Raw genomic sequence first — 24401 nt, 5'->3', positions numbered from 1 at the left:
GCCGATGCATCACCCCCACACAGCTCCCCGCAGCCTTGACCCGCACGCCACCGCTGCGCGCAGCCCCGTGCGCGAAGTGCGCCACCCCAACAGCGTGACGGCGCCCCCGGTGCACCGCGGATCGATGCCTGCGCTGCCGTGGCAGGGTTTCTGGAAAAGCGTGGCACGCGCGCTGACAGGCCGCACACCCCGAGTAGAAGGCGCAGAACCCGCCGCCCCGGCCCAGCCCTGGCAGGCCGCCGCCCAGCGCCGCCGCTGGACCTTTGTCCTGCTGGTGCTGTGCAGCACGGTGCTGGCCAGCGTGCTGTTTGCCCAGGTGCAGCCCGCGTATGAAAGTGCATGGCTGGGCTGGGGGCAGATCGCCCTGTTTGCCCTGCTCTCGGCCTGGGTGGTGTCCGGCTTCATGACCGGGATGATGGGTTTTTGGGTCATGCTGCGCGGCGACAAGCATTCGCTCTCGGCCCGCAGCGTGGCGGACCACGCACTGTCGCCCGAGGCGCGCACCGCCATCATCATGCCCATCTGCAACGAAGACGTGGCCACCGTGTTTGCCGGGCTGCGCGCCACCTGCGAATCGGTGGCGGCCACCGGCCACGGGCAGACGTTTGACGTGTTCGTGCTGTCCGACAGCTACGACAGCGACATTGCCCGCGCAGAACGCGCCGCCTGGGAAGACCTGCGCATGGCACTGGCTGCCAACCCGCAGCAGCCGCAGGTGCAGGTGTACTACCGCCTGCGCAAGCGCCGCACCCACCGCAAGGCAGGCAATGTGGCCGACTTCTGCCGCCGCTGGGGCAAGGACTACCGCTACATGGTGGTGCTGGACGCAGACAGCGTGATGAGCGGCGACTGCATCGTCTCCATGGCCAAGCTCATGGAAGCCAACCCTACGGCAGGCATCATCCAGACGGCTACGCAGGCCATTGGCCACGTCACGCTGCACGCGCGTGCGCAGCAGTTCGCCTCGCGCGTCACCGGCCGCCTGTTCACGCTGGGCATGCAGTACTGGCAACTGGGTGAATCGCATTACTGGGGGCACAACGCCATCATCCGCGTGGAACCCTTCATGCAGCACTGCGCGCTCGCGCCCATCCCCGGCAAAGGGGGCCTGGCGGGCGGCATCATGAGCCACGACTTTGTGGAAGCCGCCCTCATGCGCCGCGCGGGCTACCACGTGTGGCTGGTGGCCGACCTGGTGGGCAGCTACGAGCAGCAACCGCCCGACCTGCTGGCCGAACTGCAGCGCGACCGCCGCTGGTGCCAGGGCAACCTGCAAAACGCACGCCTGATGGCCGAGCCCGGCATCCACCCCGTGCACCGCTCCATGTTCGTGACGGGCGCCATGGCCTACCTGTCCGCCCCGCTGTGGCTGGCCTTCATGACGCTGGGCACCGCCCTGTGGGTGTCTGACGCGCCAGTGCTGACCGACTGGCACATCCTGCCCACCGAACTGCTGGCGCTGTGGGCCTGGACGCTGAGCATGCTGTTCCTGCCCCGCGTGCTGGGGGTGCTGGCCGTCTTCATGCGGCGTGAGCAGCAGCAGTATGGCGGCGGCTGGAGCCTGCTGAAAAGCGCCTTACTCGAAAGCATGCTGGCACTGCTGCAGGCCCCTGTGCGCATGCTGGCCCATTCGCTGTTTGTGCTGGTGGCGCTGACGGGCATTGCGCTGGACTGGAAGTCTCCGCCCCGCGAGGCGCAAGCCGTTCCATGGCGCCACGCCATGGCGCAGCTGGCCCCCATGACCGGCGTGATTGCCTTGCTGGCGGCGGGCATTGGCGCCATCGACAGCGGTGCCCTGCTGTGGCTGGCGCCCGTGGGGGTGCCGCTGGCCCTGGCCATTCCCATGGCCGTCATCACCAGCCAGATCGCCCTGGGCCGGTCGATGCGGGCGCAGCGCTTCTTGCTTATTCCCGAAGAGGCGTGGTCGCCCCCGGTGTTGCGCCGGGCCTGGCGCCATGCCCAAAGGCTGGCGCAGCCGGGGCCTGGCCTGGCACCCGCAGGGGCCATGGCCTGATCCAAGCCGTGAGCGAGGCCAAGAACATCCGTTCTATGCGCCCTCGCCTCCCTCCCGTTGGTGGTTTTGTGACAAATGCCACACATCCTTGAAGCCGGTGCATGCACCGGCTTTTTTGCTTTCTGCTATTTATTTGATAGCTTGCTGCGCCTACCCCGCATGCCTCAAACGCCTAAAAGGCTTGTAAGAACGCCTGTGACTGGGAACTCAGCGCCTTGTGCCCGTCACGTACGATACGGCCCCGACAGCCCGCACGGCCTGCCACTGGCCACCGCAGCCAGCCCTGCAGGGCTCAGGGCAACGCCGGGCCAGATCAACCGAATGCCACCGCACCGGCAACCCTGCAGGCCCTGCCTCCATTCACCATTCTTCGCAAAACCACCACCATGTTCTCCACTGCCACAGCATCCTCCCGGCGGGGCCTTCTTTCTGCTGGAGCCTTGTGGGCCGCCCTGCTGGCTGCGGGCTGCGCCACCGCCCCCGAGCCTGCACCAGAGCCCATGGCACCGCCGCCACCAGCGCCTGTGGCCGAAGCGCCCGCCCCCGTGCCCCCACCCCGGCTGATCTTCGCGGGCTTTGCCTTGCACTCGCAGGCCAAGGCTTTCCGCAACGATGTGCTGGCCGCCGAAAAACTGGCCAGAAAGATGGACCCCAACGCCCTCATCCTGAAGCTGGCCAACCCCGCGCGCGACCAGCCCAGTGACTGGCCCCAAGCCACGCTGGAAAACTTTGAACTGGTGATGACCAAGATGGCCGAAGTGGCCCGGCCGCAAGACCGGGTGATGTTGCTGATCTCCACCCACTCCAACCCCGGCACGCTGAACATCAACATCGCAGGCAAAAACGCCGCGCCCATCACCGCCCGGGGCTTGAGCGATGCGCTGGCCCCGCTGGCCAAGACGCCCACGCTGGTCGTGCTGTCTGCCTGCTACAGCGGCGCCTTTCTGGAGCCCCTGCGCGCGCCCAACCGCGTTGTGCTGACGGCCACCGATGTGCACAAGGCTTCTTTCAAATGCCAGTACCCCGGCGAATACACCTTCTTTGCCGACGCTCTGTTCAACCAGGCAGGCGCCGAGCAGTTGTCGATCACGGACTGGATGGGCGCAGCCCAGAAGTCCATCCAGGCGCAGGAAAAGCGCAAGCGCCTGGCGTCATCGGCGCCCAAGATGTTTGTGGGGGACGAAGCCAAGGCCTGGGCCAGCCAGCCGCTCAAGAGCTGGCTGCAAGCCCGCTGAGCCGGGGTCGAAACAGCCCCAACGGTCGGCGCACAAACTGACAGGGCTTTGCTCAATGCGCAATAGCCCTGCGCGCCTGCCCATCAGCCCATCAACTCATTCAAGCTCGTCACATCCTTGAACTGCAAGTCGTTTGCCAGCGCGAAGTGCTCCCGCGCGCAGTCGATTTTCAGATTCTCCGCCGGTCGCCGGTTAGCGCGCACGGTGGTGGATTTGGTTTCTGCCACGAAGTACACCCGCTCGTCGTTCTCCAGCACCACCGCCCAATCGGGGTTGTAGCTGCCCAAAGGGGTAGCAACCTTGAAGCGGCTGGGCAGCTTGAAGAAGAACTTCACACGTTCATCCACCGTGCAGTCATGGGCGAACTGGCTTTCGGTGTCGCTCTCGCTCAGCACACAGGTAAATGCATCACCCACAGGTGCTTTTTGTTCATCCACGGGCTGAGCCTGCAACAAGGTTTTATCCACTGGCGTGGTCAGGTCGTCATTGGCGGGCGGGTACACGCTGCTCAAGTACGTTTCCAACTCTTCGTCAAACAGGCTCATTTCATACTGGCGCCCGTTGATAGTTTTGTACTTGATGCCCTTGACCATCAGCGCCTGCAAACAAGTGGTCATGGCCGCAATGGCAGTATCCAGAAATGCCTGTGGGTTGACCAGCAATTCGCCCAAGCGCCCTGAGCCGTCCAAAATGGCAAAGATGCTGGACCGCGACAGGTGCACCCGGTTCTGGATGTACGCGTACACATCAGGCACCGTGGTGCCATACACCTTGGCGTCGGTGTCGCCGGTACCAATGTGCAGCCCCTCCACCCCTTCGCTGCGCATGATGATCTTTGCTTTGTCAGCACGTATCTTGGGCGGCCGCACTTTGGGGTATTGCTTCAAGTCACCCAGGGCTTTGACGCACTCCGCAATCAGCGCTGGGGTATCCAGCGTCACGCTATAGGAGGTCTGGTAGTTGATCTTTTTCCAAATGGCCTGAAACAGCGCTTCCTCCTCGGCGGACAAGGCTTTGCGCTTGATGCGCGCCTTGGCGCGGGCATTTTTCACCCGCCCGCTAAAGCTCACACCAGTTTCGTCCTCAATCTCCTGCTGCAGCGCCTTGGCGAAGGCTTCGTAGCTCTCGTTGGGTATGACCGTCAACACGTTCACCCGCTTGTCCTGCACACGTTCACCATCCTTGTTCACACACAGGCGCAGACCACGCCCGATTTCCTGGCGCTTCTTCATGGCGCTCTTGGTCTCGTTCAGCGTGCAAATCTGGAACACATTGGGGTTGTCCCAGCCCTCGCGCAGCGCCGAGTGGCTGAAGATGAACTGCAAGGGCACATCCGCGCTCAGCAGGCGCTCTTTGTCTTTCATGATGAGCTGGTAGGTGCTGTCGTCCTTGGCTACCGTGCCCGATGTATCCACCCACACCGTTTTGGCCTTCACACCCTTGCCCTTCTTGTCGCCCGAAAAATAGCCGTTGTGTACCTCGCTGGCACTGTGCGCAATGAGCCCACGGTATTTGGGCATGCTGGCGTACTTGTTGAACGCCTCTTCAAACCACACACCAAACTTGCCCAAGGTGGCATTGCCATCCTCGTCATACGCCCGGTAGTTGGCTACCTTGTCGATAAAAAACAGGCTCAACACCTTCACACCAATGGGCTGCACGTTCTTGAGCTTGGAAAAGTGCGCCGCCACCGTGCGCTCAATCTGGAAGCGCATCACATCGTCAGCCAGCCCCCCGTGGGCTTGGTGGATGCGAATCACCCGCCCACCAGAGAACTCAATCTCCCCGTCGTCTGCCCGGATTTCGTTCAGGATGTAACCGTCCTCATAAACATCGCGCTGCTTAGACTTGGCATACAGGTCATCGCCCAGCTTCAGGGTCAACTCGGAACGCTTGGGGCCCGTCTTGCCATTCACATCAATAATGACCTTGACCTTGACAGAAGCAGGGCGAGCCTCAATGCCCACCAGCTCCACAAAGGCCTGGTTGTGGTCTTCATCGGCCAGCACGCCGTCCACCTCAATCTGCTTCACCAGCCCCAGGTCATACGCCTGCACGGGGTTGAGCGAATACAGCAGGTTGTAGGGGTTCTTGTGCGTAGCCGAGTAGCGCAGCGTGCACAGCGGGTTCAAGTCAAACAGCGCGCGGCGGCGTACATCGGTCTCAAAGTTTTGCGGTTCGTCCACGATGACGATGGGGTTCACCGCCCGGATGTATTCAATGGGCGCAAACGCCTTTTCGCCCTTCTGGTTGATCTTATTGTTGTCTTTGGTAAAGCTGTCAATGTTGATGACCAGCACGCTCAGCGCATCGCTCTGCGCAAAGTGGCGCAAGTCTGTCAGCTTGGTACTGTCGTACAAAATCGGCACGCAGGGTACATTGGCATAGTCCGCTGCAAAGTGGCTGCGGGTGATCTGCAGGTTCTTCATGGTGCCTTCGCGTATGGCCACACTGGGCACCACCACCACAAACTTCTTGAACCCGTACACCTTGTTCAGCTCATACATCGTCTTGATGAAGCTGTAGGTCTTGCCCGTGCCGGTTTCCATCTCAATGGTGAAATTCAGCGGGCAAAACACCTCTTTGCCATTGTCTGAGCGAGACTCGGCCAAAGTGGCAGATGGCTCCAAGCCATTGTCCTTTTGCACCGCCTGCACATTGGCCAGCAGTTGCTCGTCCGAGAGCTTCAGCGCGTTGCCAATGCTGCCGTCCCCCGCATAGGCCACGCTGCCTTGCTGCACAGCCAGAGCAAAGTCGCCTTTGGCTAGTGGCTGGCCATCAAACACTTTCACCACCGCATCGACTGCCTTCTTTTGGTAGTCCTGGTGGGCAAATTGCAACTTCATCGTCATGTCTCATCCTTGTTATCGGGCGGGGCCAGCCGGGCCTGCCGCTCGCGCGCCAGTTGCACCACGCGGTGCAGCTGCGCTTGCAGTACCTGCACATCGGGCAAGGCGTGCAGGTACTGCGCCACGCGGATGTTGGCGCTGTCCAAATCCATCAGCTCCACCTGCTCGCGGTCGGCGCTGGCGCACAAAATCAAACCAATGGGCGAAGCCTCGCCCTCGGCACGGTCGTTCTGGTCCAGCCAGCGCAAGTACAGCTCCATCTGCCCCTTGTGCGCAGGGGAAAACTTCTCCAGCTTCAGCTCCACCGCCACCAAGCGGCGCAGGTGCCGGTGGTAGAACAGCAAGTCCAGATAAAAGTCGTCCGCCCCCACGCTGATGCGCTTTTGCCGCGCCACAAACGTAAAACCTGCCCCCAGCTCCAGCAAAAAGCGCTCCATCTCACGCAGGATGGCGCTCTCCAGGTCGCGCTCGCTGTAGCCATCGGGCAGGCCCAAAAAGTCCAGCATGTAGGGGTCGCGAAACACCAAATCAGGGGTTATCTGCCCGCCTTCGCGCAGGTGGCTTAGCTCTTTGGCAATCACGCCCTCTGGCTTTTTGGCAACGGCCGAGCGCAGGTACAACTGGCTGCCAATGCGCTCGCGCAGGGTGCGCACGCTCCAGCGCTCAATGCGGCACATCTCGGCATAAAACTCGCGCTCCAGCGGCTGCTTGAGCGGCAAGATTTCAATGAAATGGCTCCAGCTCAATTCTCGCGACAGTGTCGCGACAATTTGTGCATCAGCAAACACCTCTGCGAACTGAATCATGCGCCGAAGGCTTTTTTCAGAAAACCCTCTGCCATACGCCTGCACCAATTGTGTCGACAGCGTCGACACAATCTGTTCACCATAGTCGGCGCGGGCCTCGCCCAACACTTCACGGCGGATGCGCTCACCCACCTGCCAATACAGCAAGGTCTGCGCACTGTTGGCCGCGCTGGCCACATGCGCGCGCGCCTGCTCAATGAGCTGGCGCACATCGTTCAACAAAGCAGGGGCGGCGTCACCGGATGCATGCATGGGCTTCATCATGGCCCCTTTCAAATCACCGTCAGGCCAATACCCCGCCCAGGCGCACCCAGCTCCAACTGCAAATTGGACAACTGCTCATCCGCTTTGTCACCCACAAAGCACGAGTTGAGCATCACCACCTGCGCGGGTTGGGCTTTGACTATTTCGTCCTTCAGCGCATCGGTGTACGTGTCAAAACACAGCCACATGGCTTTGTCGTCTGGCATGAGCACGCGGTGTACCGTCACCCCCGCCACCTGCTTAGGTGCGCTGACTGCATGCACCCCCAGTGCGCCCAAGCCGTGCTTGAGCAACAGCTCGGTCAGCATGGCGGTCTGCGCGTCGGTGGCTTGGGGCTGCCCGGCCTTTTCGGCGCTTTGGAACAAGGCCAACTGCTCGCGCAGCGCGTCGGCACTGCCCACATCGCCACGCCATACCTTGAAGTTGGACGGGGCCAGCGTGAAATGGGCGCAGGCCAAATCAGCGGTTTTATCGGGGTGCTCGGCTTTGAGTTTGGCAATCACCTTGTCGATGCGGGCGCGGGTAATGTCGGCAATGGTGCGGTAACCCGCTTTGTAGGCTTCGCTGGTTTCATCCAGCACTTCGGGCATTTGCACGCTGATGCATTGGCGGTTGCCGTCATCTATTGCATTCAACTCCATGATTGACTCTGCTGTAGTACCGCTACCAGCAAAAAAATCTATTGAAATGAAGTCATCTCCACTGACCATACGGGACAGATATCTAATCAACCCAACGGGCTTTGGATAGTCAGTGAACGGAACTTCCAAAGCCTGAAGACTTGCAGTGGCCTTTTGCGGCCCACCGAATCCTGTCAGCACAGAAATTACATGACTTGGAGAACCACGAACCTTGACCGCCTCAATAGCCCCCGACTCAATAATTTCAAATGTAGTTGCCTGACCTTTTGAATCATCAACGGTGTTGCATCCATTTGAGATGAATTCCTCAAGCAGATCTTTGGAACTCCACCCGCTAAAAACTCGGGCATCTCTAGTTAATAGTCCATCCACCACAACAATCTCATCCAAAATATGCGGCCATGCATCTTGCCTCGGCTTTATCGTGCCAACTCGAAATGCCGCGGGGAATCCCTTAGGTAGAGTCACCTCACTTGTTGGGTTTTTGGGACCGTTCTTTACGATCGTATTTCTAATTTCTGGTCGGAAAATTTTGCTGTCACTAGGTGTATTCGGATCGACAGTTATCGGATGGGGAAACGAATCTTCTTTCTTTGCATAAGCCAATATGTACTCATGGCAGCGCTTAAACTTCGCCTGATTGTCGAAATTTCCGTCAGTACGCCATGCAAATTGACAGAGAAAGTTTCCCTCACCGAACACCTCGTCACATAAGACTTTTAAGTTCGCCGCTTCATTGTCATCAATCGAAATAAAAATAACCCCGTCATCACGCAACAAGTTTCGCGCCAAATACAGGCGCGGGTACATCATGCTCAGCCACGCGCTGTGGTACTGGCCGCTTTCCTTGCTGTTTTTCTTCCACAGGCTTTGCTTGTTCAAATACCCTTCAGCGCTTTTCTCGCCCGTGCGTTTTTGGTATTCGTCCAGCGTTTCTGAATAGTCGTCGGGGTACACAAAGCTGTCGTTACCCGTGTTGTACGGCGGGTCGATGTAGATCATCTTGACCTTGCCGTAGTAGCTTTTTTGCAGCACGCGCAGCACTTCCAGGTTTTCACCCTCTATGAGCATGTGCTGGGCGTGGGCCGGGTTGTTGGCGTCTGGCCGCAGGGTGTGGCTGCTGGTTTTTTGTATTTCACGGCGGGCTTCGGTTTTGCCGGCCCAGTTCAGCTCGTAGTGCTCCGCTGGCGCTATGCGCTCTTCGCCCAGCAGCTCTTTGAGTTTTTCAATATTGATTTGGTTGTCGCTCAACACTTCGGGGGCAGTCTGGCGCAGCAGGGCCAGCAGGTCGGCCTGGCGCTGGGCCAGTGCGTCGGGGCTGTGGCCGAGTTCGGTGAGGTGGGCGGTGTTGGTCATAGCTTCTTATGGGTGCTGGCAGGTGTATTCGGGATGTGGCGCAAGTCTGGCGTGGCTAATGGGGTGTGCGGTACATGTACGCGGCATCGACATATGGCGAAAACGTGTCGATATTTTCGGGTTTTGGCGACACGTCACACCACGCTCCAGCGCAGCACAAACAGGCTTTGGTTGCGGCTGGCGCGGTGCAGGCGCTTTTGCAGAGCGGCAATGAGCGCGTCGCGCCGGGCTTCGATTTCGTCTTCCACAGCAAATATCTCTTGCCGCTGGCGGCGCTGCTCGGATTCGGTCCTACCAATGTCTCGTTGGAGGCGCTCTGCGTCTTCCATGCTTAGGGCCATGCGGGCCTGGCGTTTCAGGCCTTTGAGCTTGAGCTTGGTGTCTTTCAGGGCCTGCTCGGCAGAGGCGATGCGGTCGTCGGCCCAGGCTTCGAGCTTGTCGCGCTCTTGCTGGAAGAACTGGTCGTTGAGCTCCAACGCGCGGCTGAGGGTGGCCTCAAGCTGGCGCTGGGCATTGGCCTGCAGCTCCATGGGTGGGCTGGCTTGCAGGTCGGTGGTGGTGGCCAGCAGGTAGAAAAGCTTTTCGCAGCTTTCCTGATCCAGCACTTCGCCGGTGTCGGTCATGCCGGTGAACACCAGGTGCTCTTCGTGCTGAAAGCTGTCCAGCTCCAGCAGGCTGAGCTGCATCCAGCCGCTTTGACCCACCAGGCGCTCCACCATGCTGATGCGGGGTTTGTGGCTGCCGTAGTGGAAGGTAAGGCTTTGCAGGGGCGCTGGCAGGTTGCGCCCGGTGTCGAGCACGTATTGGCCCAGCGGGTGGGTCAGGCGGTAGATGCGGGCGTGCTCGGGCGGGGTTTCGCCCTTGCGGATGAGTTGGTAAACCCCTGCGGGCGCTTGCACTACGGGCGGGGTTTGCAGCTCGAAGCCCAGCTTTGCGGTGTCAAACCGCGCCTGCCCTGCCAGCACGTACTGCGTGAGCCACCAGAAGAAGCGGGTCACGCGGTCGAGCTGGCTCTCGGCGCGCTCTTTCTGGCTGCGCAGAAGGTCGTGGATGTCGGCGTCAAAGTGCTCCAGCAAGAGTTTTTCGGTCTCTTGCATGCGGGCTTGGATATCAGCGTCCAGCTCGGTGCGGAGCTGCGCAAAGGCGGCGTCGATGTCGGCAGGGGTGCGGCAGCGGTCGTAAATTTCAGCAATGCGCTTTTCAAAGTCGATGCCGCCCTCAATTTGGCCGAGCACTTGGTCCGACGCGCCAAACACGCCGTCGAACAGGTGGAACTTGTCTTGCAGCAGCTCCAGCACGCGCTGATCAGCCGCATTGCGCTGGTTCAAGAAGTTGATGACCACTACATCGAACCGCTGGCCGTAGCGGTGGCAACGGCCAATGCGCTGCTCCACACGCTGGGGGTTCCAGGGCAGGTCGTAGTTGACGACGAGCGAACAGAACTGCAGGTTCACGCCCTCGGCCGCAGCTTCGGTGGCGATAAGGATTTCTGACTCTTGGCGGAAGTGGTCGATGAGCGCGGTGCGGCGGTCAATGGCGGGGGAACCGGTCACCCGGTCACTGCCAGTGTATTGGGCCAGCCAGCGCTGGTAGATGCCGGTGGATGCGGGGCCTTGGTTGCCACCGCTGAACTGGGTAACTTTGCCCGCATAGCCATGGGCCTCCAAGTAGCGGGCCAGGTAGTCTTGGGTGCGGCGGGACTCGGTAAAGATGACTGCCTTGCGGGCCGCGCCCATGGCACCCATGCGCTCAAAGCCCTGTTGCAGCGCGGACAACAGCGCGTGTGACTTTTGGTCTTCGCGGATGTTGCGGGCAAGGCGTAGGTATTCGTCCAGCTCGGCCAGCTCTTCGCGCACCAGGGCGTAGTCCACGGGCGGTGTGCCGTCGGCTTGCGAGGCAACCGGGTCATCTTCCTCCAACAAATCTTCGTCGAGGTCTTCGTTTTCAATGAGTTGTTGAATCCACTCTTCGTCGATGGTCTGTTTGTCGAGCAGGCGCTGCAGCCGGGTGCGAATGGCATCCAGCGTGGCCACTACGGCTTCGGTGGAAGAAGCCAGCAGCTTGCGCAAGATGAGGCCGACCAAGTGTTTTTGTCGGGTTGGGAAGCCGTAGCTGAAGTCGCGCTGCAGGTAGGCGGAGATCAGCTCGTAAAACCGGACTTCCTCCTCTGAGGGGGAGAACGGCGTGGTGAGTGCATGGCGCTGGGTGTACGGCACGTACTCCAGCACGTCGCGGCGCAGGGTGCGCTTGATGAAGGGCTGCAGGCGGCGGCGCAAAGACTGGATGTCGCCATCGATACTGCTGTATTGCGAGCGAAAGCTGCGCTCGTCGCCAAAGATTTCTTCGTCAATGAGCGAGGTAAGGCCGTACAACTCCATCAAGGAGTTTTGCAAAGGTGTCGCTGTCAACAGCAATTTTTTGCGGCCGCCCAATGCACGCTTGAGCGCTTGCCCGGTTTCATGGCTCTTGCGGTGGGCGTTGCGCAGTTTGTGGGCTTCGTCGATGACGACCACATCCCACGGCACGGCGGCCAACTGGGCTTCCATGCGGGCGGCGAAGTGGATGGACATGACGCTGATGACGTCGCGGTCCAACGGGTCGTAAATACCGCCTTCACGAAGCCGGTGCCAGGTGCGTGCATCCAGCACCTCTGCGGGTAGGTTGAATTTATCTGACAGCTCTTGCGCCCACTGCTTGCGCAAGGCTGCTGGGCAAATCACCAGCAGGCGGCGCCTGCGCTCGGCCCACAACTGGCACAACACCAGCGCGGCTTCAATGGTCTTGCCCAGCCCCACTTCGTCGGCCAGCACCACGCCTTTGCTCAGGGGGTTGTTGAGGGCAAAAAGGGCTGCGTCAATCTGGTGGGGGTTTAGGTCCACACTGGCATCGAAAAGCGATTGGGCCAGGCGGTCTTCTTCAGATGCAGCACGACGGCGCGTCAGCTCCCACGCAAAGTACTTGGCGTGATGCGCTGTGGTGTGCGGAACCTGGATGTCGTGTTCGCCGGAATATGTCATGCAACGTCTCTTTGGTGGTGCCCAATCAGATCGGAGGGGTCGCCACTGCGCAGGCCGCTTTGACCTTGAAATATCCGCTCGGGTTGAGCTTATCGGCGCCTTGCACAGCGCATCGACGACCCTCAGTGAGCGGTTCAATGCGGTTCGTGCCTGATCCACCACATGGCGCGAGTGCCTGAATCTATCCGCCAAGCCGCCTTTGTAGCCGGGGGTGTTGAGTCAACCTGCGACGATACCCACTGGCACCCGCCCGCGCATCCCCCCCTCACCCGCCCGTCACGGGCGGGAAAAAAGCTACCTCGGCACCGTCGGCCAGCGCGGCGGCTTCGTCGCTCAGGTTCTGGTTCAGCGCCATGCGCACCGCGCGGCCGCGGGCCAGGCTGCTGGCGTGGGCGCCGCCCCGGGCGATGAGTTCATCACGCAGCGCGCCCAGAGTAGTGGCCGGGGTGTCCACCGACTCACTGCCGTGGCCGATGGCCTCGCGGATGGAGGCGAAGTAGCGGACGGTGATCTTCATTGCAGCAGCTCCGAAAAAGCGAGGTATTGCACGGTGTCGCCCACCGCAATGGTCTGGCCTGCGGGGTTGTCCACCAGGCCATCGCCCCAGGCCGCCGAGGTGAGCACGCCCGAGCTTTGGTTGTGGAACAGCTCCAGCCCGCCATCGGGGTGCTGGCGCACCCGCAGAAATTCACGGCGTTTATCGGCCTTGGGCCAATCAAATCGGGCGGTGGCAGCTATTTTTTTAGGAGCAATATCGCGCACGCCTTGCAGCCGCAGCACAAAGGGCCGCACCAGCACGGCAAAGGTCACGAAGCTGGACACCGGGTTGCCCGGCAGGCCCATGAAATGCGCCTTGCCCACAGTGCCGTAAGCGAAGGGTTTGCCGGGCTTCATGGCGATTTGCCACAAGTCCAGGCGGCCCAGCGATTCCACGGCGGGCTTGATGTGGTCTTCCTCGCCCACACTCACGCCACCGCTGGTCAGGATCAGGTCGTGGTCGCAACTTGCCTGGCGCAGGGCTTCGATGGTGGCCTCGCGCCGGTCGGGCACGATGCCGAAGTCCGTCACCTCGCAGCCCAGGCGCAGCAGCATGGCGCGCAAGAAGAAGCGGTTGCTGTTGTAGATCGCGCCGGGGCGCATTTGCTCGGGCGGCACTTCACCGGGCATAACGAGTTCATCACCGGTGGAGAACAAGGCCACACGCGGGCGGCGCGCCACCTGCAGCTGGTGCATGCCAATGCTGGCGGCCAGGCCCAGCTCGGCGGGCGACAGGCGCGTGCCTGCCTGCAGCACCACCGCGCCCTGGGTGATGTCTTCGCCGGCGCGGCGAATCCACTGCCCGGCAGCCGGCACGGCATTGATGCGCACCTGGCCCAGGCCTTCAGCCACGGCCAGCGCTTCGCAGTCTTCCTGCATCAGGATGGCGTCAGCCCCCTCGGGCACCGGCGCGCCGGTGAAGATGCGGGCGGCCGTGCCAGCAGCCAGCGGCTCGCCAGCGCTGCCCGCAGCAATGCGTTGCGACACGGGCAGCACCACGCCCACAGCGGCCACATCGGCAAGGCGCACGGCGTAGCCGTCCATCGAGCTGTTGTCTTGCGGCGGCACGTGCAGGGCCGACACGCAGTCTTGCGCCAGCACACGCCCGTCGGCGTTGAAGGTGTCTACAGTCTCCAGCCCCGGCAGCGGCTGCGCGTGGGCCAGCAGGTCGGCCAGTGCTTCATCCAGGGGCTTGAGGGGCGAGCGGGGTTTCTGGGGGGCGTTCATCGCAGGGTTTCTCCGTGCATTTCCCAGTCGTATTCAAAGCGATCGGCGTTCTGCAACATCCAATCGACCACTTGGGCGGGAGCGTTCAAATCGAGCACCGGCCGCAGGGTGGGCTCGGGCAATTGGTCAGGAGCGTCGGTGGCAATGGCCACGACAAAGCCGTCTTCCGGGTAGCGCACGGGCCGCTCAGATTTGCCGGGCTCTGGCGCGCGCCAGACTTCGATCTTGAGCAGATCGCTTTCCTTGAAGCCTTCCACCAGCACCCAGTCCACCCCTTGGTACAACTCTGCCAGCAGGTGGTGCACGCTGAGCACGGCGGGCTGTTCAAACTCGCGCACCAGCATCAGGCGCTTGTCCGACGCCGCCACCACCTCAAAGGCACCGGCCTCGCGGTGGCGGTAGGTGTCCTTGCCGGGGTGGTCCATATCGAAGCTGTGGTGGGCATGCTTGACCACCGACACCCGCAGGCCGCGCAGGCGCAGCTCGGGAATCAATTGCTCTACCAACGTGGTTTTGCCACTGCCGGAGAACCCGGCAAAGCCTACAACCTTCATCCCATGCTCCTTGGTGGGCACCTGTCCGTGCGGGCAACCAGTGGCACCGCAACGCAAACAGACACCGCTATGCTATTTATAGCTGCTAGCGCTTATCCAGTAAGCGCCAGGGGCATTTTTGACTCATATCACTACCCACACACGCCAGCAGCCCGCTGGGGCTGAAGGCGGTGGCACTCTGAAAAACTGCCTTCAGCCCAACACGGCCGGGGCGCAGTGCCGCTCAATGTAGGCCTTGATCAGGGTGACATCAGCGGGCATCACCTGCACGCGCTTGGGCAGGGCTTCAATGCCTTCAAACTTCGCGGGCCGCTCGGGCGAATGGCCCAGGGCTTCCTCGATGGTGGCCGCGAACTTGATGGGCAGCGCCGTCTCCAGCACGATCATGGGCACGCTCGCGTCGCTGTGGTGTTCCAGCGCCACCTTCACGCCGTCGGCGGTGTGGGTGTCGATGGTGACGCCGTGGCGCTGGTAGTTGTCCTTGATGGTGGCGAGGCGATCCGCGTGGGTGCTCTTGCCGCTTTCAAAGCCGTATTTGGCGGCGGCGTCGGCAAAGCGGGGGTCCTGGCTCAGGTCGAACTGGCCCGATTGCGACAGCGCATCGCCAAACAGCGCCTTGGTCTTGGCACCGTCGCGGCCGAGCAGGTCGAACACAAAGCGCTCGAAGTTGCTGGCCTTGCTGATGTCCATGGACGGGCTGGAGGTTTCGTGCGTGTCGGCACTGCCGCGCACGCGGTACACGCCGGTGCGGAAGAACTCGTCGAGCACGTCGTTCTCGTTCGTGGCCACCACCAGCTTGGCAATGGGCAAGCCCATCATGCGCGCCACATGGCCTGCGCAGACGTTGCCAAAGTTGCCCGAGGGCACGGTGAAGCTGACCTTCTGGTCGTTGGTCTCGGTGGCCTGGATGTAGCCCGCAAAGTAGTACACCACCTGCGCCAAGAGGCGCGCCCAGTTGATGGAGTTGACGGTGCCGATCTTGTACTTGCGCTTGAACTCCAGGTCGTTGGAGACGGCCTTGACGATGTCCTGGCAATCGTCGAACACGCCTTCGATGGCGATGTTGTGGATGTTCTCGTCCTGCAGGCTGAACATTTGCGCCTGCTGGAAGGGGCTCATGCGGCCGTGCGGGCTGGTCATGAACACGCGAATGCCCTTCTTGCCGCGCATGGCGTATTCGGCCGCGCTGCCGGTATCGCCACTGGTGGCGCCCAGGATGTTCAGCTCGGCACCACGGCGGCCCAGTTCGTATTCGAACAGGTTGCCCAAGAGCTGCATGGCCATGTCCTTGAAGGCCAGCGTGGGGCCGTTGGACAGGGCTTCGAGCCACAGGCTGTTTTCGAGGTGGCGCAGGGGCACGATCTCGCCGGTGCCAAACACCTCGGCGGTATAAGTCTTGGCGCACAGGGCTTTCAGGTCGGCCGCCGGAATGTCGTCGATGTACAGCGACAGGATCTGGAAGGCCAGCTCGGCGTAGCCTTGTTCATGGTACGCCTTGCGCAGGCGCGTGAGCATGGCGTCGTCCACCTGCGGGTAGTGCTCGGGCAAGTACAGACCGCCATCGGGCGCCAGGCCTTCGAGCAGGATGTCGCAGAACTGTTTGCGGTCTGCGTGGCCGCGCGTGCTGAGGTATTTCATGAGAGGGTCCCGTGAGGGTTCAAAAACTGATGCCGTAGGCGCGGATGTCGATGAGCATGCGCGCCATGATGATGAGACCGAAGCCCCCGATGAGGATGAGCCAGTGCCACACGCGGTCCAGGCGGTTGTCGGTGCGGTCCAGCAACACAAAGTACACCCAGGCCTGCACAAAGCTCAGCAGGCCATGCCACACCGCGTGCAGCCGGGGCATGTGCCCCATGAGCGCCGCCCCCACCAACACACCGAACCAGAAGGCCAGATGCCAGCGCGGCATGTCCACGTTGGACAGCTTGAGCAAAGCGACCAAGGTGAGAACTGCAACCAGGGTGGGCATGGCGGGTGCGCATGGAGATTGCCGTCAATGCCCGCGGGTCAGCCGCTGTGCGCGGCCTTGCCACGGGGTGGGATCAGTTCAGCTCTTCCTTGCGGATGCGGGTGATGGGGGCCAGCACGGTGGGCAGCGCCTGCATCTGGGCGATGACGGCATCCATGGTGCCTTCGCGGGTGTCGTGCGTGAGGATGATCAGGTCCGTCTGGGTGGAGCCTTCGCCGCCCACTTCATCGGCCTCGCGCTGCAGCACGGCGTCGATGCTGACACCGGCTTCGGCCAGCAGACCCGTCACCTTGGCCAGCACGCCCGCCTGATCGGCCACGCGCAGGCGCAGGTAGTAGCTGGTCACCACTTCGCTCATGGGCAGCACGGGCAGGGCGCCCATGGCATCGGTCAGTGTGTGGGGCTGGAAGGCCAGGTGCGGCACGCGGTGCTCAGGGTCGGCGGTGTGCAGGCGGGCAATGTCCACCAGGTCGGCGATCACGGCGCTGGCGGTGGGCTCAGAGCCCGCACCCTTGCCGTAGTACAGCGTGGTGCCCACGGCGTCGCCCTGCACCACCACGGCGTTCATCGCGCCTTCCACATTGGCAATCAGGCGCTTGGAAGGCACCAGGCTGGGGTGCACGCGCAGCTCAATGCCCTTTTCGGCACGCTTGGTGATGCCCAGCAGCTTGATGCGGTAGCCCAGTTGCTCGGCGTACTTGATGTCGGCCGCACCCAGTTTGGTGATGCCTTCCACATAGGCCTTGTAGAACTGCACCGGAATGCCGAAAGCGATGGCCGACATGATGGTGGCCTTGTGCGCGGCGTCCACGCCTTCGATGTCGAAGGTCGGGTCGGCCTCGGCGTAGCCGAGGCGCTGGGCTTCCTTGAGCACCACGTCAAAGTCCAGGCCCTTGTCGCGCATCTCGGACAGGATGAAGTTGGTGGTGCCGTTGATGATGCCGGCAATCCACTGGATGCGGTTGGCCGTAAGACCTTCGCGCAGCGCCTTGATGATGGGAATGCCACCAGCCACGGCAGCTTCAAACGCCACCATCACGCCCTTGGCAGATGCCGCAGCAAAAATCTCAGTGCCGTGCACGGCCAGCAAGGCCTTGTTGGCAGTGACCACATGCTTGCCGGCGGCGATTGCCTCCAGCACCAGCGCCTTGGCCACGCCATAGCCGCCGATCAGCTCGATCACGATGTCGATGTCAGGATTAGCAATGACAGCACGGGCGTCGTTGACCACATGAACCTTCGAACCCACCACGCTCTTGGCGCGCTCCACATCCAGATCAGCCACCATGGCAATCTCAATGCCCCGGCCAGCGCGGCGGCTGATTTCGTCCTGGTTGCGTTGCAATACGTTGAACACGCCGCTGCCGACGGTGCCGATGCCCAGCAGGCCTACTTGGATGGGTTTCATGGTCATAACTTTTTTGCTCTTAATCGGTAATTCACTCGGCGCTCTTCATCAGCGCCATGGTCACGCGTTCCCGCGGGCCCGTCTGCGGCCCGTTCACATTACGCAGCGGCCAATTGGCTGCGCTTGCGGTACTGTTCCAGGAACTTGGCCACGCGGCCAATGGCCTCACGCAGATCGTCCTCATGGGGCAGAAACACGATGCGGAAGTGGTCTGGCGCGCCCCAGTTGAAGCCGGTGCCCTGCACCAGCATGACCTTGGTCTCCTGCAACAGCTCCAGGAAAAACTGCTGGTCGTCCTTGATCGGATACACCGCAGGATCGAGGCGGGGGAACATGTACAGCGCGGCGCGCGGCTTCACGCAGGTAACGCCCGGGATGGCAGTGATCAGCTCATACGCCAGATCGCGCTGCTTGCGCAGGCGACCGCCTTCGCACACCAGGTCGTTGATGCTTTGGTAACCGCCCAGCGCAGTCTGGATGGCCCACTGCCCCGGCACGTTGGCGCACAGGCGCATGTTCGACAGCATGTTCAAACCGTCGATGTAGTCCTTGGCAGGTTTCTTGTCGCCGGAGACGACCAGCCAGCCAGCGCGGTAGCCGCACGAGCGGTAGCTTTTCGACAGCGAATTGAAGGTGAGCGTGAGCACGTCTTCACTGAGCGAGCCCAGCGCGGTGTGCTTGGCACCGTCGTACAGCACCTTGTCGTACACCTCGTCCGCAAACACCACCAGGCCATGCTCACGTGCGATGGCCAGAATGCCTCGCAGCAGTTCTTCTGAGTACAAAGCACCGGTGGGGTTGTTGGGGTTGATGACCACAATGCCCTTGGTGCGGGGCGTCACCTTGGCGCGGATGTCGTCCAGATCCGGCATCCAGCCATTGGCCTCATCGCACAAGTAGTGCACCGGGGTGCCCCCCGACAGGCTGGCGGCCGCCGTCCACAGCGGATAGTCGGGCGAAGGCAGGAGCAATTCGTCGCCGTTGTCCAGCAAGGCGTTGGTGGCCATCACAATCAGTTCGCTGGCCCCATTGCCCAGGTAGATGTCATCCAGCGTGACACCCTTGATGCCCTGCTTTTGGGTTTCATGCATCACGGCTTTGCGCGCGGCAAAAATCCCCTTGCTGTCCGAATAGCCCGCCGAGTTGGGCAGGTTGCGGATCATGTCCTGCTGGATTTCCTCGGGGGCATCAAAACCAAAGACCGCCAGATTGCCAATATTGAGCTTGATGATCTTGTGACCGTCTTCCTCCATCTGCTTGGCCGCGTCCATGATGGGACCCCGGATGTCGTAACAAACATTGGCAAGCTTGGCGGATTTATGAACGGTTTTCATGGCGGGCGGGAATGACGGGGACAAAGGCCAACCCAGGCACGGCGTGCCTTGGCGAAACCTATAATTTGACCACAGTTCAGAACCCACCCACTCCCCAGGTGTCCCGCCAGCCAAGGCACACGACGCACCTCGCACTCAGGCACACCATGAAATTCCAGCCCGACCGTTCCGACGCCCAAACCATCCACGGATATGGCCCCGGCTGGATTGGCGTGGATGGCGAAAAGCACACCCAGAGCCTGATCGTGGGCTCGAGGGGGCTCCTGCAGCCGTGGAACTGCTCGCGCTTTGAAGAGTTGACACCCGCTCACTTCGAACACTTGGCCACACTCGACACCGAACTGATCATCTTCGGAAGTGGCAACCGCAACCGGTTTCCCAACCCCGCATGGCTGCAGCCTCTGATGGCGAGAAGGCTGGGGTTGGAGACGATGGATACCGCAGCCGCATGCAGAACCTACAACATCCTGGCCGGCGAGGGCCGCAATGTAGTGGCGGCACTTATTCTTGAAACCGGCGCCTGAGCAGGGCGCCTGCGATCAGCCAAACCCAGCACAACGAGATGACCAATGTATGAAGACCTGTGCATACATACAGGCCTTGCATTTGGTCTTGTAGCATTTTCAGAGTAAAATCGCGGGTTGCGGTCGGGGGCACCACCAAAAACAATAACACACCCGCTCCCCCGGCTTATCAACGACTACATCCTGAGAGATTGAAGTGATATGGCGATCGTTGTCAACAAACCCCTCCCTGAATTTGAAGCCAACGCGACCGGCGGGATCAAAGTCTCTAACACCTCCCACACGGGCCAGATTCTGATTCTGTACTTCTATCCCAAGGACAACACGCCCGGCTGCACCACTGAAGCCATGCAGTTCCGCGACAAGTACAAAGATTTTGCCAAGGCTGGCGCTGCAGTATTTGGCGTTTCTCGCGACAACATGAAGTCCCACGACGACTTCAAGGAAAAGCTGGAATTGCCCTTCGAACTGATCGCAGACACCGAAGAAAAAATGTGCCACATGTTCGGCGTGGTCAAGAACAAAATCATGTACGGCAAGAAGGTCAAGGGCATTGAGCGCAGCACCTTCCTCATCGGCCCTGATGGCCTGCTGCTGCAAGAGTGGCGCGGCCTGAAAGTGCCCGGGCATGTGGACGAAGTGCTCAAGGCCGTGAAATCCATCAAGGCCCTCAAAAAAGCTGCCTGATCGGCACTTGTATTGGCAACACCCTACGGAGTGCTGGCGCGCACAGCGCTCCGTCACACGAGATGGGCATAATGGGTTGATGCCTTTGCACCTTGCAACGCCCCATTCCCTCCTAAAAAGCCGCCTTGGCCTCCAGGCGGCTTTTTGCTTTCTGAACACTTTTGCTTGAGGCCTTCGCACACCATGCCATTGCCACCCGCCCCTGGCCGCCGCGCCGCCCGTCTCTCGCCCGAAGCCTATGAAAACAAGGTAAATCCGGCCCGCGCAAGCTCTCGCACAGTCGCTGCAGAGCCTGAAGAAGTCAATGAGACCATTGCACCGGAGGCGCCCACTGCTGCTGCACCGGTGCGCCGACGCACGCACAACACTGCGGAGGCTGCCACCAAGGCCGCAGCCCCTGCCGTGGCGACGCCCAAATCTACGACTTCTACGCGCCAGGCTGCTGCGAAGAAAACCATCAGCAATACCCCAGTGACCGCAAGCAACGGCAGCCAGGGCAGCCAGGGCAAGAGCCTGCCACGCAGCAAAAAAACGCAAGGCCCAGCCAAGCTGTTTGTGCTCGACACCAACGTCCTTCTGCACGATCCCACCAGCCTGTTCCGCTTTGAAGAGCACGACATCTTCCTGCCGATGATCGTGCTGGAAGAGCTGGATGCCCACAAGAAGGGCATGACCGAAGTGGCGCGCAATGGCCGCCAGACCAGCCGGACACTGGATGCGCTCGCGGGAGTCGAGGGGGCGGACATCGGACGCGGGCTCAAGCTGGATTCCACAGGGCAGCGTGCCGCCGGTGGATGCCTGTACTTCCAGACCGCACCGCTGGACTACAGCCTGCCCACCAGCCTCCCAGCTGGCAAGGCCGACAACCAGATTCTGGGCGTTGTGGCGGCTTTGTCCAAAGAGCACGCACCGCGCGAAGTGGTACTGGTTTCCAAAGACATCAACATGCGCGTCAAGGCGCGTGCGTTGGGGCTGAACGCTGAGGACTACCAGAACGACAAGACCCTGGACGATGGCGACCTGCTGTATGCGGGCGTGCTCGCGCTGCCGCAAGACTTCTGGTCCAAGAGCGGCAAGAACGTCGAAAGCTGGCAAAGCGGTGCACACACGTACTACCGCATCGGTGGCCCGATCGTGCCGCAACTGATGATCAATCAGTTTGTGTACTTTGAGGCACCTGGCGAGCCCAGCCTGTTCGCCCGGGTGAGCGAGATCCGCGAAAAAACCGCTGTGCTGCAAACCCTCAAGGACTTCGGCTCCGCCAAGAATGCCGTGTGGGGCGTGACCACCCGCAACCGCGAGCAGAACTTTGCGATGAACCTGCTCATGGATCCTGAGATCGACTTCGTGACGCTGACCGGCACCGCCGGCACCGGCAAGACGCTGCTGGCCCTGGCTGCAGGACTGACCCAGGTGCTGGACGACCGCCGCTACACAGAGATCATCATGACCCGCGCCACCGTGAGCGTGGGAGAGGATATTGGCTTCTTGCCAGGCACCGAAGAAGAAAAGATGGGCCCCTGGATGGGTGCGCTGGACGACAACCTGGAGTTCTTGGCCAAGGGAGACGGCGGCAATGCAGGCGAATGGGGACGCGCCGCCACCAACGAACTGATCCGCAGCCGCATCAAGATCAAGAGCATGAACTTCATGCGCGGGCGCACGTTCCTGAACAAGTACGTGATCATCGACGAGGCACAGAACCTGACGCCCAAGCAGATGAAGACGCTCATCACCCGCGCAGGCCCTGGCACCAAGATCATCTGCATGGGTAACCTGGCGCAAATCGACACCCCGTACCTTACCGAGGGCTCCTCGGGCCTGACCTATGCGGTGGACCGCTTCAAAGGCTGGCCTCACAGCGGGCACATTACGCTCGCACGCGGCGAACGTTCGCGCCTGGCAGACTTCGCCAGCGAGGTGCTTTGACCATGGTCGGCTGGGTGACTGCACTCAAACTGGTGCCCTGGGGCGATGTCATTGAGGCCACCCCCCAGATTCTGCAAGCCGCCAAAAAGCTGCTGGGCGCCACCCGCAAGGGCAAAGCAGAGGCGACGGCATCAGGCTCTATCGCAGACGCCGGGACGGAAGCCGCCCTGCCTACCGATGTACAGCTGCAGCATTTGCGTGAACGCGTGCTGCAGCTGGAGCAGGAACAACTGGACGGGGCGGCGCTGATCCAGTCCCTCGCTCAGCAAAATGCCCAAGTGATCCAGGCGGTGGAAGACTTGCGCCAGCACAATCGCCGCTTGACCTTGGCCCTTACCATCGTGGCATGCGCCTGTGCGGGGCTGCTGGTATGGGCGCTCAAGCAGTAAAGGTAAATGGGCTGCGCGCCCAACCTCGATTCCGCTAGCTATAATTTTTATAGCTACTAGCGCTTATTCAACAAGCGCCAGCGGCGATTTTCATCAATAGTCGTCACCCGAACCCATGGCCAGATTCTCGAAGCGGGTCTGGTTCTTCTGGAAGAACAGCTTTACGGTACCGGTGGGGCCGTTACGCTGCTTGCCGATGATGACTTCCGCCACGTTCGGCTCCTTGCTGTCCTTGTTGTAGTAGTCATCGCGGTAGATGAACATGATGATGTCCGCGTCCTGCTCAATGGCGCCCGATTCACGCAAGTCGGACATCATTGGACGCTTGTCAGTGCGCTGTTCCACCGAACGGTTGAGCTGCGAGAGTGCAATCACCGGACATTGCAGTTCCTTGGCCAGCATCTTCAAACCCCGGGAGATTTCCCCCAGTTCGGTCGCACGGTTGTCGGCGCTGCCCGCGCCCGAGCCGCTCATGAGCTGCAGGTAGTCCACCACGATGAGCCCGAGCTTGCCGCATTGGCGCGCCAAGCGCCTAGCGTTGGCGCGCAATTCGCCTGGCGTGAGGCCAGGGGTTTCATCGATGTGCAGCGAGACCGTACGCAGCTTTTCAATCGCCTCGGTCAAGCGCGGCCACTCGTCGTCTGTGAGCTTGCCGGTTCGCAAGTTGCCCTGGTTCACACGTCCAATCGAACCCACGATACGCACGGCCAATTGAGCAGCGCCCATTTCCATGGAGAAGATGGCGACAGGCAGGCCTTCGTTGAGCGCCACGTGCTCGGCAATGTTCACCGCGAACGAGGTCTTCCCCATCGAAGGGCGAGCCGCCAACACGATCATGTCGCCCGCCTGCAGCCCCGAAGTCATCCGGTCCAGATCAGCAAAGCCTGTGGGCACCCCCGTCACGTCCGCCGGGTTGTCAGCCATCTCCTGCACTTTGTCGAGCAGGTCAATCACCAGCGTATCGAGCGACTGAAACCCCTGCTTGTTGCGCGAGCCTTCCTCGCCAATGGCGAAGATCTTGGCTTCCGCTTCATCCAGGATGCGCTCGACGGTCTTGCCCTGCGGATCAAACGCGTTCGTGGAAATCTCATCGCTGGCGGTGACCAGCTTGCGCAGGATGGATCGCTCCCGCACGATTTCGGCATAGCGACGGATGTTGCTGGCACTGGGGACGTACTGCGCCAGATTATTCAGGTACGCCAGCCCTCCCACCTCTTCCGCCTTGCCCAGGCTGCGCAGGTGTTCAAACACCGTGATCACATCGGCGGGCTTGCTGGCATTCACCAGGCTCGCAATCGCGGTGAAGATCAGTTGATGTTCATGGCGATAGAAGTTGCTTTCGGTCAGCAAATCTCCCACGCGGTCCCAGGCATTGTTGTCGAGCAGCAACCCACCCAGCACACTGGACTCAGCTTCCACCGAATGGGGCGGAATGCGCAAACGAGCCACCTCACTGTCCTGAACATTGGGTACAGCAAAGCCTTGGTCATCTAGGGGAGGAAAGACTGCGGACATAGGAAATTCTCCGAACGATGTCTGGATGCTATTCCTCTCACAGGCACATTACCTGCGGGGATAAGCCTGTGGGCAATCTGTGGACTGCAGGTGGGCAATCCTGTACAAATCAGGCCGACCCAATGACAAAAGCCGCCCGAGGG

The 24401-nt window shown here is 61.2% G+C and carries 18 protein-coding genes; 6 read left to right on the top strand and 12 right to left on the bottom strand.

Annotation, left to right across the window (positions count from 1 at the left end; translation table 11 throughout):
- Positions 1 to 4: 4 nt before the first annotated feature.
- Both mdoH and IHV84_RS09635 read left to right on the top strand, forming a co-directional pair.
- Complete coding sequence (gene mdoH / locus IHV84_RS09640; RefSeq protein ID WP_233099933.1) at positions 5 to 2014, top strand: glucans biosynthesis glucosyltransferase MdoH; 2010 nt, start codon at positions 5 to 7, stop codon at positions 2012 to 2014.
- Positions 2015 to 2400: 386 nt separating this feature from the next.
- Entirely contained in the window at positions 2401 to 3249 is an 849-nt protein-coding gene (locus IHV84_RS09635; RefSeq protein ID WP_198846700.1) for a C13 family peptidase, read from the top strand.
- Positions 3250 to 3332: 83 nt separating this feature from the next.
- Here IHV84_RS09635 and IHV84_RS09630 read toward each other — a convergent pair whose 3' ends face one another.
- The 11 genes from IHV84_RS09630 to IHV84_RS09580 form a co-directional block, all read right to left on the bottom strand.
- A complete protein-coding gene (locus IHV84_RS09630; RefSeq protein WP_198846699.1) occupies positions 3333 to 6101 on the bottom strand; it encodes a DEAD/DEAH box helicase family protein in 2769 nt (922 codons plus the stop codon).
- On the bottom strand, positions 6098 to 7156 hold the full coding sequence (locus IHV84_RS09625) for a YhcG family protein (protein WP_233099932.1): 1059 nt from the start codon (positions 7154 to 7156) through the stop codon (positions 6098 to 6100). Before IHV84_RS09625 ends, IHV84_RS09630 begins: the two co-directional genes overlap by 4 nt.
- Positions 7157 to 7176: 20 nt before the next feature.
- Positions 7177 to 9165, bottom strand: a complete 1989-nt coding sequence (locus IHV84_RS09620; RefSeq protein ID WP_198846698.1) for a site-specific DNA-methyltransferase — start codon at positions 9163 to 9165, stop codon at positions 7177 to 7179.
- Positions 9166 to 9299: 134 nt separating this feature from the next.
- Positions 9300 to 12182 (bottom strand): SNF2-related protein, encoded by a 2883-nt coding sequence (locus IHV84_RS09615; protein WP_142083648.1) that lies wholly within the window; start codon positions 12180 to 12182, stop codon positions 9300 to 9302.
- A 265-nt stretch (positions 12183 to 12447) separates the two neighbouring features.
- Positions 12448 to 12699: a molybdopterin converting factor subunit 1 gene (moaD, locus tag IHV84_RS09610; protein WP_198846697.1), complete on the bottom strand. Its 252-nt coding sequence runs from the start codon at positions 12697 to 12699 to the stop codon at positions 12448 to 12450.
- The gene (gene glp / locus IHV84_RS09605; RefSeq protein WP_198846696.1) at positions 12696 to 13946 is read right to left on the bottom strand and encodes a gephyrin-like molybdotransferase Glp; all 1251 of its coding nucleotides are present in this window, start codon (positions 13944 to 13946) and stop codon (positions 12696 to 12698) included. The genes moaD and glp overlap by 4 nt, the downstream gene beginning before the upstream one ends.
- Positions 13943 to 14500 (bottom strand): molybdopterin-guanine dinucleotide biosynthesis protein B, encoded by a 558-nt coding sequence (gene mobB, locus IHV84_RS09600; RefSeq protein ID WP_066691965.1) that lies wholly within the window; start codon positions 14498 to 14500, stop codon positions 13943 to 13945. Before mobB ends, glp begins: the two co-directional genes overlap by 4 nt.
- Positions 14501 to 14692: 192 nt before the next feature.
- Positions 14693 to 16138 (bottom strand): threonine synthase, encoded by a 1446-nt coding sequence (gene thrC, locus IHV84_RS09595; RefSeq protein WP_044397961.1) that lies wholly within the window; start codon positions 16136 to 16138, stop codon positions 14693 to 14695.
- A 19-nt stretch (positions 16139 to 16157) separates the two neighbouring features.
- Positions 16158 to 16472, bottom strand: coding sequence for a response regulator (locus tag IHV84_RS09590; RefSeq protein WP_198846695.1), 315 nt, complete (start codon positions 16470 to 16472; stop codon positions 16158 to 16160).
- A gap of 73 nt (positions 16473 to 16545) precedes the next feature.
- Positions 16546 to 17880 (bottom strand): homoserine dehydrogenase, encoded by a 1335-nt coding sequence (locus IHV84_RS09585; RefSeq protein WP_198846694.1) that lies wholly within the window; start codon positions 17878 to 17880, stop codon positions 16546 to 16548.
- Between the two features lie 98 nt (positions 17881 to 17978).
- On the bottom strand, positions 17979 to 19214 hold the full coding sequence (locus IHV84_RS09580; RefSeq protein WP_044397957.1) for a pyridoxal phosphate-dependent aminotransferase: 1236 nt from the start codon (positions 19212 to 19214) through the stop codon (positions 17979 to 17981).
- Positions 19215 to 19360: 146 nt separating this feature from the next.
- Between IHV84_RS09580 and IHV84_RS09575 the strand changes: the two genes are divergently transcribed.
- The 4 genes from IHV84_RS09575 to IHV84_RS09560 all read left to right on the top strand — a co-directional run bounded on the left by IHV84_RS09575 (position 19361) and on the right by IHV84_RS09560 (position 22743).
- Positions 19361 to 19738 (top strand): Mth938-like domain-containing protein, encoded by a 378-nt coding sequence (locus IHV84_RS09575; RefSeq protein WP_198846693.1) that lies wholly within the window; start codon positions 19361 to 19363, stop codon positions 19736 to 19738.
- A gap of 201 nt (positions 19739 to 19939) precedes the next feature.
- Positions 19940 to 20425, top strand: a complete 486-nt coding sequence (locus IHV84_RS09570; protein ID WP_044397955.1) for a peroxiredoxin — start codon at positions 19940 to 19942, stop codon at positions 20423 to 20425.
- Positions 20426 to 20608: 183 nt separating this feature from the next.
- Complete coding sequence (locus IHV84_RS09565) at positions 20609 to 22354, top strand: PhoH family protein (protein WP_198846692.1); 1746 nt, start codon at positions 20609 to 20611, stop codon at positions 22352 to 22354.
- A gap of 14 nt (positions 22355 to 22368) precedes the next feature.
- Complete coding sequence (locus IHV84_RS09560) at positions 22369 to 22743, top strand: hypothetical protein (protein ID WP_370541239.1); 375 nt, start codon at positions 22369 to 22371, stop codon at positions 22741 to 22743.
- A gap of 93 nt (positions 22744 to 22836) precedes the next feature.
- Here the strand turns inward: IHV84_RS09560 and dnaB are convergent, their stop codons facing one another.
- Complete coding sequence (dnaB, locus tag IHV84_RS09555; RefSeq protein ID WP_198846690.1) at positions 22837 to 24258, bottom strand: replicative DNA helicase; 1422 nt, start codon at positions 24256 to 24258, stop codon at positions 22837 to 22839.
- Between the last annotated feature and the right edge of the window lie 143 nt (positions 24259 to 24401).

Origin of the sequence: Acidovorax sp. IB03, assembly GCF_016406015.1 — a bacterium.
Taxonomy (GTDB): domain Bacteria; phylum Pseudomonadota; class Gammaproteobacteria; order Burkholderiales; family Burkholderiaceae_C; genus Acidovorax; species Acidovorax temperans.
This window is presented reverse-complemented; position numbering and strand designations above follow the sequence as displayed.

Coding starts and splice junctions, on each gene's coding strand:
- mobB (WP_066691965.1), bottom strand. CDS start 14,500: ATGAAGGTTGTAGGCTTTGCCGGGTTCTCCGGCAGTGGCAAAACCACG.
- thrC (WP_044397961.1), bottom strand. CDS start 16,138: ATGAAATACCTCAGCACGCGCGGCCACGCAGACCGCAAACAGTTCTGC.
- IHV84_RS09570 (WP_044397955.1), top strand. CDS start 19,940: ATGGCGATCGTTGTCAACAAACCCCTCCCTGAATTTGAAGCCAACGCG.
- IHV84_RS09580 (WP_044397957.1), bottom strand. CDS start 19,214: ATGAAAACCGTTCATAAATCCGCCAAGCTTGCCAATGTTTGTTACGAC.
- IHV84_RS09615 (WP_142083648.1), bottom strand. CDS start 12,182: ATGACATATTCCGGCGAACACGACATCCAGGTTCCGCACACCACAGCG.
- glp (WP_198846696.1), bottom strand. CDS start 13,946: ATGAACGCCCCCCAGAAACCCCGCTCGCCCCTCAAGCCCCTGGATGAA.
- IHV84_RS09625 (WP_233099932.1), bottom strand. CDS start 7,156: ATGCATGCATCCGGTGACGCCGCCCCTGCTTTGTTGAACGATGTGCGC.
- mdoH (WP_233099933.1), top strand. CDS start 5: ATGCATCACCCCCACACAGCTCCCCGCAGCCTTGACCCGCACGCCACC.
- dnaB (WP_198846690.1), bottom strand. CDS start 24,258: ATGTCCGCAGTCTTTCCTCCCCTAGATGACCAAGGCTTTGCTGTACCC.
- moaD (WP_198846697.1), bottom strand. CDS start 12,699: ATGAAGATCACCGTCCGCTACTTCGCCTCCATCCGCGAGGCCATCGGC.
- IHV84_RS09575 (WP_198846693.1), top strand. CDS start 19,361: ATGAAATTCCAGCCCGACCGTTCCGACGCCCAAACCATCCACGGATAT.
- IHV84_RS09635 (WP_198846700.1), top strand. CDS start 2,401: ATGTTCTCCACTGCCACAGCATCCTCCCGGCGGGGCCTTCTTTCTGCT.
- IHV84_RS09630 (WP_198846699.1), bottom strand. CDS start 6,101: ATGACGATGAAGTTGCAATTTGCCCACCAGGACTACCAAAAGAAGGCA.
- IHV84_RS09620 (WP_198846698.1), bottom strand. CDS start 9,165: ATGACCAACACCGCCCACCTCACCGAACTCGGCCACAGCCCCGACGCA.
- IHV84_RS09585 (WP_198846694.1), bottom strand. CDS start 17,880: ATGAAACCCATCCAAGTAGGCCTGCTGGGCATCGGCACCGTCGGCAGC.
- IHV84_RS09565 (WP_198846692.1), top strand. CDS start 20,609: ATGCCATTGCCACCCGCCCCTGGCCGCCGCGCCGCCCGTCTCTCGCCC.
- IHV84_RS09590 (WP_198846695.1), bottom strand. CDS start 16,472: ATGCCCACCCTGGTTGCAGTTCTCACCTTGGTCGCTTTGCTCAAGCTG.